At 74.1% G+C, this 8,119-nt stretch carries 8 protein-coding genes and 2 riboswitches; of the genes, 4 read left to right on the top strand and 4 right to left on the bottom strand.

Annotated features, from left to right (window positions below; translation table 11 throughout):
• Window positions 1-114: 114 nt before the first annotated feature.
• Window positions 115-331: riboswitch (cobalamin riboswitch) on the bottom strand.
• Window positions 332-450: 119 nt separating this feature from the next.
• Window positions 451-1,254 carry a PrsW family intramembrane metalloprotease gene (locus KSK32_RS24530; protein WP_254187177.1) on the top strand — a complete coding sequence of 268 codons (804 nt, stop codon included), beginning with the start codon at window positions 451-453 and terminating at the stop codon, window positions 1,252-1,254.
• Between the two features lie 71 nt (window positions 1,255-1,325).
• On the opposite strand, the gene KSK32_RS24535 is transcribed toward KSK32_RS24530, so the two are convergent.
• From KSK32_RS24535 to KSK32_RS24545, 3 genes are all read right to left on the bottom strand, one after another.
• Window positions 1,326-1,949 carry a LysE family translocator gene (locus KSK32_RS24535; RefSeq protein ID WP_216933318.1) on the bottom strand — a complete coding sequence of 208 codons (624 nt, stop codon included), beginning with the start codon at window positions 1,947-1,949 and terminating at the stop codon, window positions 1,326-1,328.
• Window positions 1,950-1,952: 3 nt separating this feature from the next.
• On the bottom strand, window positions 1,953-2,465 hold the full coding sequence (locus tag KSK32_RS24540) for an acyl-CoA thioesterase (protein WP_216933319.1): 513 nt from the start codon (window positions 2,463-2,465) through the stop codon (window positions 1,953-1,955).
• 130 nt (window positions 2,466-2,595) lie between these two features.
• Window positions 2,596-2,803, bottom strand: a riboswitch (cobalamin riboswitch).
• A gap of 30 nt (window positions 2,804-2,833) precedes the next feature.
• On the bottom strand, window positions 2,834-3,418 hold the full coding sequence (locus KSK32_RS24545) for a DM13 domain-containing protein (protein ID WP_216933320.1): 585 nt from the start codon (window positions 3,416-3,418) through the stop codon (window positions 2,834-2,836).
• A 102-nt stretch (window positions 3,419-3,520) separates the two neighbouring features.
• On the opposite strand from KSK32_RS24545, the gene KSK32_RS24550 reads away from it, so the two are divergent.
• A complete protein-coding gene (locus KSK32_RS24550) occupies window positions 3,521-4,219 on the top strand; it encodes a response regulator transcription factor (protein ID WP_216933321.1) in 699 nt (232 codons plus the stop codon).
• A gap of 8 nt (window positions 4,220-4,227) precedes the next feature.
• Entirely contained in the window at window positions 4,228-5,244 is a 1,017-nt protein-coding gene (locus KSK32_RS24555) for a sensor histidine kinase KdpD (RefSeq protein ID WP_231394815.1), read from the top strand.
• 15 nt (window positions 5,245-5,259) lie between these two features.
• Here the strand turns inward: KSK32_RS24555 and abc-f are convergent, their stop codons facing one another.
• A complete protein-coding gene (gene abc-f, locus KSK32_RS24560) occupies window positions 5,260-6,897 on the bottom strand; it encodes a ribosomal protection-like ABC-F family protein (RefSeq protein WP_216933322.1) in 1,638 nt (545 codons plus the stop codon).
• 296 nt (window positions 6,898-7,193) lie between these two features.
• Between abc-f and KSK32_RS24565 the strand changes: the two genes are divergently transcribed.
• A complete protein-coding gene (locus tag KSK32_RS24565) occupies window positions 7,194-7,958 on the top strand; it encodes a thioesterase II family protein (RefSeq protein ID WP_254187178.1) in 765 nt (254 codons plus the stop codon).
• The last annotated feature ends 161 nt before the right edge of the window (window positions 7,959-8,119 follow it).

Genomic DNA, 8,119 nt, shown 5'->3' on the forward strand with positions numbered 1-8,119 from the left:
GACCTCTCCTCGCTGTCACCGTCTGGAGACGGCGGGAGACGCCAACGGGCGCGGCGCACGGCCGGCCCGGCTGCTGGCGTCGGTCGTCCCGCGCGACCTCCGACCGCCGTACGCGGAGGCGTACGGCGCGCTGGCAGGTCTTCGGACTCGCGGGCCCGACCGGGGTCGCCGGTCGCCTACCGGCCGTCGCTTCCCAGGCCGGTGGCCCAGTGCTGTTGACGGCTGTCGTTCCCACTCACCGCTGCGGGGCAGTCCCGGACTTCCACCGGGTTCCCTCTTGCCTCGGCCCCGCCCCGAAGGGCTCGGCCGAACCAGCTGCGGCACCACCATATATGGCGGTGAGGGCTCCCGTGCAACACCAGATGTCGTGTCGGCGTGTCGGATTGATCTCACCGTCCACAGTGCCCACCCCGATTCGGGCGCGGCGCGGCGGGCGCGATACTCGGCGGTATGGGGAATACCGGGCGCCGCTGGGCGTGGGTGGCGGTCCTGCTCGTCGGCGTCGGGCTCCACCTGCTGGTGCTGGAGACACTCGCCGGCACCGGGACCGTCACGTTCGTACCGGCGCTGATCGTGCTCGGCGCGTCCGTCGCGCCCGCCACGTTCCTGACCTTCGCCCAGGGGAGGCCGGCGCGCCGCCCGGTCCCCGGCTCCGTCGTCGGCGTCGCCGCGCTGCTCGGCGGCGTGATCGGCGTGGTCGCCGCCGGCTGGCTGGAGTACGGCACACTGCACCGCCTCGGCGTCCTGCCGATGGCGCTCGTCGGGCTGGCCGAGGAGACCGCCAAGCTGATCGTGCCGGCCGGCATCCTGCTGCTGTGGCGGCGGCACCCGTCCCCGGCGCAGGGGCTGGTGATCGGCGTGGCCTCCGGCGCCGGGTTCGCCGCGCTGGAGACCATGGGCTACGCGTTCGCCGCGTTCGTCGGGTCGCAGGGCAGTCTCGGCGCGGTCGAGCAGACGCTGCTGGTACGCGGTCTCACCGCGCCTGCCGCGCACCTGGCCTGGACCGGGCTGACCGCCGCCGCGTTGTTCACGTTCGCCGCCGCCCCCGGCGGCCGGAAGCTGGCGGCGTTCCTGCTCACCTTCGCCGCCGCCGTCACGCTGCACACCTGCTGGGACACGTTCGGCACCCAGCCCGCGTACGTGTTCATCGGCGGCGTGTCGCTGGGCTGGGTGCTGCTGCGCCTGCACCTGGACCGAGAGCGGCCGGCCCTGCCCGGCACGCCGGCGGAGTCGCCGCTGGAGACGGCGTCATGATCATCGCCAGTTCGCCGAGGTGGCGGGGTCGGAGCACCTCTGATGCCGCCACCTCGGCGTGACGGAGTCGATCAGCCGGCGGCCAGCCGCACGCCGAGCGCCACGAAGGCGACCGCGCAGAGCCGGTCGACGCGCCGCGACCAGCGGCTGTCGCCCCACCGGCTGGCGAACCGCCCGGCGCCCACGCCGAGCGCCAGGTCCACGGCGAGCTGCACCGCGACGAACAGCACGCCGAGCAGCACCAGTTGCGCCGCCACCGGGCCCGCCTCGGGCCGGACGAACTGCGGCAGGAACGCCACACTGAACAGGATCATCTTCGGGTTGAGCAGGTTCGTCAGCAGCCCGCGCCGGAACGCCCGACCGGCGCCGCCGTCCGGCCGGTCCGCACGCGCGCCGGGCCGGCCCGTGCCGCGCAGCGCCCGCAGGCCCAGCACGATCAGGTACGCCGCACCGGCCCACCGGATCGCGGTGAACAGCACCGGAGACGCGGCGATGACGGTGGCGAGCCCGGCCACCACGGCGGCGACGTGCACCGCCTCCCCGGCGGCGACCCCGAGCGCGGCCACCGCGCCCGCCCGCGGGCCGTACCGGGTGGCGTTGGCGAGCACGAACATCATGTCCGGCCCCGGGGTGAGCATGAGCACCACGATGGCGGCCAGATAGCCGGCGAGCGTGGCCGCTGAGAGTCCGAGCACCGCTCAGCCCTCCCCGGCGCCGTCGAGCAGCGCCCGCCGCAGCGCCAGCCGGTGCTCGCGCCGGATCTGCGCCTCCCGGTAGCGCCGCCGGTCGCCCTCGGTCTCGGTGTGCAGCGGCGGCACCGGCCGGGGCTGCCCCTCGTCGTCCACCGCCACCATCACCAGATGCGCGGTGGCCACGTCCACCGGCGGCACCGCGCGGTCCCACCGGTCCGCGCTGACCTTGACCGCCACCTCCATCGAGCTGCGGCCGGCCCAGGTGATCCGGGCGTCCACGTGCACCACGTCCCCGACGCGTACCGCACGCAGAAACGCGGTCTCGTCGATGGCGGCGGTGACTGCCGGGCCGTCGGAGTGGCGGGCGGCGACCACTCCGGCGACCGAGTCGATCAGGTTGAGGATGCGCCCGCCGTGGACCGTGCCCATCAGGTTGGTGTGGTGCTGGTCCATGATCTGCGACAGGGTCAGGTGCGAGGCCGACGGTGGTCGGCCGGTGAGCGTGATGGTGTCGGGCACTGTGCGGTTCCGTCCTCGCAGAAGCGGACCGCCGACCGGCCGGGGTGTGCACGTCGAGGGCCCGCCGACGGCCCTCCGCACGGCGTGTCACCCGCCCGACCCACCCGCGAGGTCGACGGCGGCGCGCACCGGTGGTACGCGCGACGCGGGCAGGTCTTCGGACTCGCGGGCCGGACACGAGGTCGCCTACTGGCCGTCGCTTCCCAGGCCGTGGCCCAGTGCTGTTGACGGCGGTCGTTCCCGCTCACCGCTGCGGGGCAGTCCCGGATTCCCACCGGGTTCCCTCTTACGACACCCGGCCGTCGCCGACCGGGTGAACCAGCGCTTCCCGCAGCGTAGCCCAGCGTCCGAGGCCGGCGGCACCAGCGTCAGGCCGGCGCCGATCCCGTCACACCGGCCAGCGGCGCCGCGCCGAACGAGACCGCGAACCGCTTGCACCAGATCGACACGCTGCGCAACCCGTCCAGGTCCACCGACGCCGGGATGTCGTACGCCTGGTCGCCGATGTTGCCCTTGAGCCGGCCCAGTTCGACCCAGCGGCCGTCGTCGAACACCTGCCAGCCGGCGCGGCCGGGCAGCACCTTCCGGTCGGTGAGCCACACCCGCAGGTCGGGGCCGTCCGAGGTGTCCAGTCCCCGCAGGAGCAGCTGGCGGCGGCCGTCGGCGAGGCGGACCAGCTGCGCCCGGCCGGACGTGTCGTGCTCGTGGGTGACGAAGTCACCGGCGGCGAGGAGCACGTCGGCGGGCGCCGCGCCGGTCGCCGAGGGGCCGGCCGTACCGGAGGGCGACGGGCCGGAAGTACCGGCCGGCTGCGGCTCCGCCACCGACGGCAGCGCCTCGCGCACCTCACGGTCGGTCACCAGCCGCCACGGCTGGAACAGGTACAGACCCACCGCGAGACCGGTGACGACCACGACGGCGAGCCCCGACAACACCACACGTCTTCTGCCCATGCTCCGACAGTAGGCGCCGACCCGGCGGAAAGATCTTTCCGACCGCTTACGGGCCGACCGCGGGCCGCCGCACCGGGACGCCGATGGGTAGCGTCTGGGCCCATGGGGCGCTATGTGCTCGTCGTCGACGACGACCGGACGGTGAGCGACGTCGTCCGGCGGTACCTGGAACAGGACGGCTGCCGGGTCCGGCTGTCCTTCGACGGGCCCGGCGCGCTCGCCGCGGCCGAGGAGGAGCCACCCGACCTGGTGGTCCTCGACCTGATGATGCCGGGTCTCGACGGCATCGAGGTGTGCCGGCGGCTGCGTCGCCGCCTGCCCGGCCTGCCTGTGGTCATGCTGACCGCGCTCGGGGACGAGGCCGACCGGGTCGCCGGGCTGGAGGTCGGGGCGGACGACTACGTGACCAAGCCGTTCTCGCCCCGCGAACTGGTGCTGCGCATCCGGTCGGTGCTGCGGCGCGCGGCCCCGCCGGACCGGGGACCGGCGGGGATGCTGTGCGACGGCGACCTCACCGCGGACACCGACCGGCGCGTCGCCGAGCGCGGGGGGCGTCCGCTGTCGCTGACCGTACGGGAGTTCGACCTGCTCGCGTTCCTGCTGGCGAACCCGGGACGCGCCTGGTCGCGGGCCGAGCTGCTGGACCGCGTGTGGGGCTGGCGCTTCGGCGACCAGTCCACTGTCACCGTCCACGTCCGGCGTCTGCGGGAGAAGATCGAGGACCACCCGGCGCAGCCGCGCCGCATCGTCACCGTGTGGGGCGTCGGCTACCGGTACGAGCCGTCGGAGGCGTCCCGGTGAACGAACTGATGGTCATCGGGCTCTACGCCCTCCTCGCCGGCGCGGCCGTCGGCGCGCTCGCTGTGGGCGCGCTGCGGCTGGTGCGTCACCGGTCGATCCTCGCGCACATCGCGGTGCTGCTGGCGGTCACTATCGCCTCGGTGACGGCGGGCGTCACGGCTGTCGCCCAGGCCATGTTCCTGTCCGCGCACGACCTCCAGGTCGTCCTCGTGACGGTGGCGGCGTCCGCGGCGGTCAGTCTCGCCGTCGGGGTGGCGTTCGCGCGGCGGCTGGCGCAGGCGGCGGTCTGGGCCGACCAGGCCCGGCAGCGGGAACGGCAGCTGGAGGCCGGCCGCCGTGAGCTGGTCGCGTGGGTCTCGCACGACCTGCGTACGCCGCTGGCCGGCCTGCGGGCGATGGCGGAGGCGCTGGAGGACCGGGTGGTCGACGAGCCGGCGGCGGTGGCCGAGTACCACCGCCGGATCCGGGTCGAGACGGACCGGATGACGCGGCTGGTCGACGACCTGTTCGAGCTGTCCCGGATCACCGCCGGAGCGCTGCGGCCCGCGCTGTCCCCGGTCCCGCTCGGCGACGTGGTCTCCGACGCGATCGCCGCCACCGCGCCGCTGGCCGCCGACCGGCGGGTACGTGTCGTCGCCCCGGAGACCGGCTGGCCGACCGTCCGGGCCGCCGAGGCCGAACTCGCCCGCGTCGTGACGAACCTGCTGGTCAACTCGGTGCGGTACACGCCACCGGACGGCACGGTGCGCATCGACGCCGGCCGGGACGACGACGACGCGTGGCTGGCCGTCTCCGACACCTGCGGCGGCATTCCGGAGGCGGACCTGCCCCGGGTCTTCGACGTGGCGTTCCGGGGTACCCGGGCCCGTACCCCCGCACCGGCCGGCGCCGACGAGGCGGCGCCGGCCGGCGGCGGGCTGGGCCTGGCGATCGTGCGCGGACTGGTCGAGGCGCACGGCGGGCGGGTCGACGCGCACAACGTCACCGGCGGGTGCCGCTTCGTCGTCCGCCTGCCGGCGGTCTGACCGGGCCCCTGTCGGTCAGCCGGCGTCCGGGGGGCCGGTCTCCACCAGGCGTCCCTGCGCCAGGCGCAGCCAGCGGCCGACGTCGATCGCGGCGAGGAACCGTTCGTCGTGGCTGACCACCAGCAGCGCGCCCCGGTAGGCGTTGAGCGCGCTCTCCAGCTGAGCGACGCTGACCAGGTCGAGGTTGTTCGTCGGCTCGTCGAGCAGCAGGAGTTGCGGCGCCGGTTCGGCGCCCAGGACGCAGGCGAGCGTGGCGCGCAGCCGCTCACCGCCGGAGAGCACGCCCACCGGCAGGTGCGCTCGCGGGCCGCGGAACAGGAACCGGGCGAGCAGGTTCATCCGCTGCGCATCCGGGGCCTGCGGCGCGAACACGGCCAGGTTCTCCGCCACGGTACGGTCCAGGTCCAGCAGGTCCAGCCGCTGCGACAGGTACGCGATCCGGCCGTCGGCGCGGGCGATCCGGCCGGTCTCGGGCTCCAGGTCGCCGTCGATCAGGCGCAGCAGCGTGGACTTGCCCGCACCGTTGTCGCCGAGCAGGGCGATCCGCTCCGGGCCCCGGATCGTCAGGTCGACGCCGTCACCTGCGAACAGGGACCGCTCGCCGTGCCGGACCCGGACCCGTTCGGCGGTCAGCAGCGTACGCCCGGCCGGCACGTCCGTGGCGGGTAGCTCCACCGTGATCCGCTGCTCGTCGCGCAGCGCCCGCTCGGCCTCGTCGAGCCGTGCCCGGGCGCCGTCGACCCGTCCCGAGTGCATCTCGTTCGCCTTGCCCGCGGCCACCTGGGCGTCCCGCTTCATGCCGCCGGCGACGATCCTCGGCAGGCCCGCGTTCTTCAGGTTGCGGGCGGCGTTCCCGGCTCGCCGGGCCGCCCGCTCGCGGGCCTCCTGCAACTCCCGCTTCTCCCGCTTGAGCTCCTGCTCGGCGCTGCGGACGTTCTTCTCCGCCACCTCCTGTGCGGCCCGCACCGCCGCCTCGTACGCGGTGAAGTTGCCGCCGTGGAACCGTATCTCGCCGCGGTCGAGTTCGGCGATGCGGTCCATCCGGTCCAGCAGCGCCCGGTCGTGGCTGACCAGCAGCAGGCAGCCGTGCCACTGCTCCAGCACGTCGTGGAGCCGGTGCCGGGCGCCGAGGTCGAGGTTGTTCGTGGGCTCGTCCAACAACAGCACGTCGGGCTGCTTGAGCAGTTGCGCCGCCAGGCCGAGGGAGACCACCTGTCCGCCGCTGAGCGTGTCCAGGCGGCGATCGAAGGCGAGGTCGCCGAAGCCGAGCCGGTCGAGCTGGGCGCGGGTGCGCTCCTCGATGTCCCAGTCGTTGCCGATGGTGGTGAAGTGCCTCTCGTCGGCGTCCCCGGACTCGATGGCGTGCAGCGCCGCGATCAGCGGGGCGATCTCCAGGACCTCGGCCACTGTCAGGTCGGCGGCGAGCGGCAGGGTCTGCGGGAGGTAGCCCAGCACGCCGTCGACGGTTACCGACCCGGCGGACGGGCGGTACTCGCCGGCGATCAGCTTGAGCAGCGTGCTCTTGCCGGCGCCGTTCGGCGCGACCAGTCCGGTCCGGCCGCCGCCGAGGGTGAAGGAGAGGTCCTGGAACACCGGGGTGTCGTCCGGCCAGGAGAAGGTCAGGTTCGAGCAGACGATGAAGGAGTCGGACATCGGAAGACGACCTCGAAGGTGAGGGCGGGCGGACCTCAGCCGCCCGGCGGGGGACACGGTCTCGGGGTACGACGACACGACCACGGCGCTCGCCTGCGGTCGGTCACATGTCCGGTCTCACCCGGAGATGTCGTCGTCACCCGCCATGTCTGGTCTCCCTGTGCGGTCTTCGTGCTCGGACGGCCACGTCCGGCTCGCCCGGGGTCCACCGTAGCACCGGCCGGTGCCGGCGTGGGCGTGCCGGACCGGTGTCCGGGCGGCCACCCGCCGCGACGGCGCGCCCTATGCTCCTGGCCATGTCCCAGGTGAGTGCGAGCCGCTGGTTCGGGCCGGCCGGACCTTCGGCCGGTGACGCCCAGGTGTTCGTCTTCCCGTACGCCGGTGGCGTGGCCGCCTCCTTCGCGCAGTGGCAGGAGCTGGCCGCGCCGGAGCTGTCGGTGCAGGTCGCGCTGATGCCGGGCCGGGGCGCCCGGCTGCACGAGCCGCCGGTGGACGACCTCGCGGAGCTGGTGGACGCGCTGGCGACAGCCGTCGCCGAGCGGGCGTCCGGGCCGTTCCTGCTGGTCGGCCACAGCCTGGGGGCGCTGGTGGCGTTCGAGGTGACCCGGGAGCTGCGCCGCCGGGGCGCGCCCGCGCCGCTGGCGTTGCTGGTCGGCGGCGCGGAGGCACCGCGGAATCGCCTGGTACGGCGGCGCGTGCACGACCTCGACGACGCCGGCCTGGTCGAGGCGTTGCGGGACTTCGGGGCGACGCCGGCCGCGCTGCTGGCCGACCGCGACCTGATGGAGCTGATCCTGCCCGGGGTACGGGCCGACTTCGCGCTGTCCGAGCGGTACGCCTACCACCAGGAGCCGCCGCTGGAGGTGCCGGTGCACGTGCTGCTCGGCGACCGGGACGAGCACGTGGACCCGGACCGGGCCGCGGGGTGGGCGCGGGAATGCGTCACCGAGCCGATGTGGCACGTGTTTCCCGGCGGGCATTTCTTCCTTTCCGACCATCTGCCGGAAATCATCGATCTAATACGACACATCGTCGCCAGTCACACCGCTGTGGCGGAATAGGCGACAAAGAACGGGTAAGGACTCGCACCCGTGCCGGACCTTCCACAATGTCCGGTATTCGAGCTGGTGAACCGGCGAGAAGCGGTGTTACAGTCTGCCATCCGTTCGCCGAAGGGACGTCGCTGACGAGGCGGCATACTGTCGCGTGCGCCGAGGTGTTC

It is taken from the genome of Micromonospora sp. WMMB482 (assembly GCF_019038635.1).
Classification (GTDB): domain Bacteria; phylum Actinomycetota; class Actinomycetes; order Mycobacteriales; family Micromonosporaceae; genus Micromonospora; species Micromonospora marina.

Coding starts and splice junctions, on each gene's coding strand:
- KSK32_RS24530 (WP_254187177.1), top strand. CDS start 451: ATGGGGAATACCGGGCGCCGCTGGGCGTGGGTGGCGGTCCTGCTCGTC.
- KSK32_RS24545 (WP_216933320.1), bottom strand. CDS start 3,418: ATGGGCAGAAGACGTGTGGTGTTGTCGGGGCTCGCCGTCGTGGTCGTC.
- KSK32_RS24550 (WP_216933321.1), top strand. CDS start 3,521: ATGGGGCGCTATGTGCTCGTCGTCGACGACGACCGGACGGTGAGCGAC.
- KSK32_RS24555 (WP_231394815.1), top strand. CDS start 4,228: ATGGTCATCGGGCTCTACGCCCTCCTCGCCGGCGCGGCCGTCGGCGCG.
- abc-f (WP_216933322.1), bottom strand. CDS start 6,897: ATGTCCGACTCCTTCATCGTCTGCTCGAACCTGACCTTCTCCTGGCCG.
- KSK32_RS24565 (WP_254187178.1), top strand. CDS start 7,194: ATGTCCCAGGTGAGTGCGAGCCGCTGGTTCGGGCCGGCCGGACCTTCG.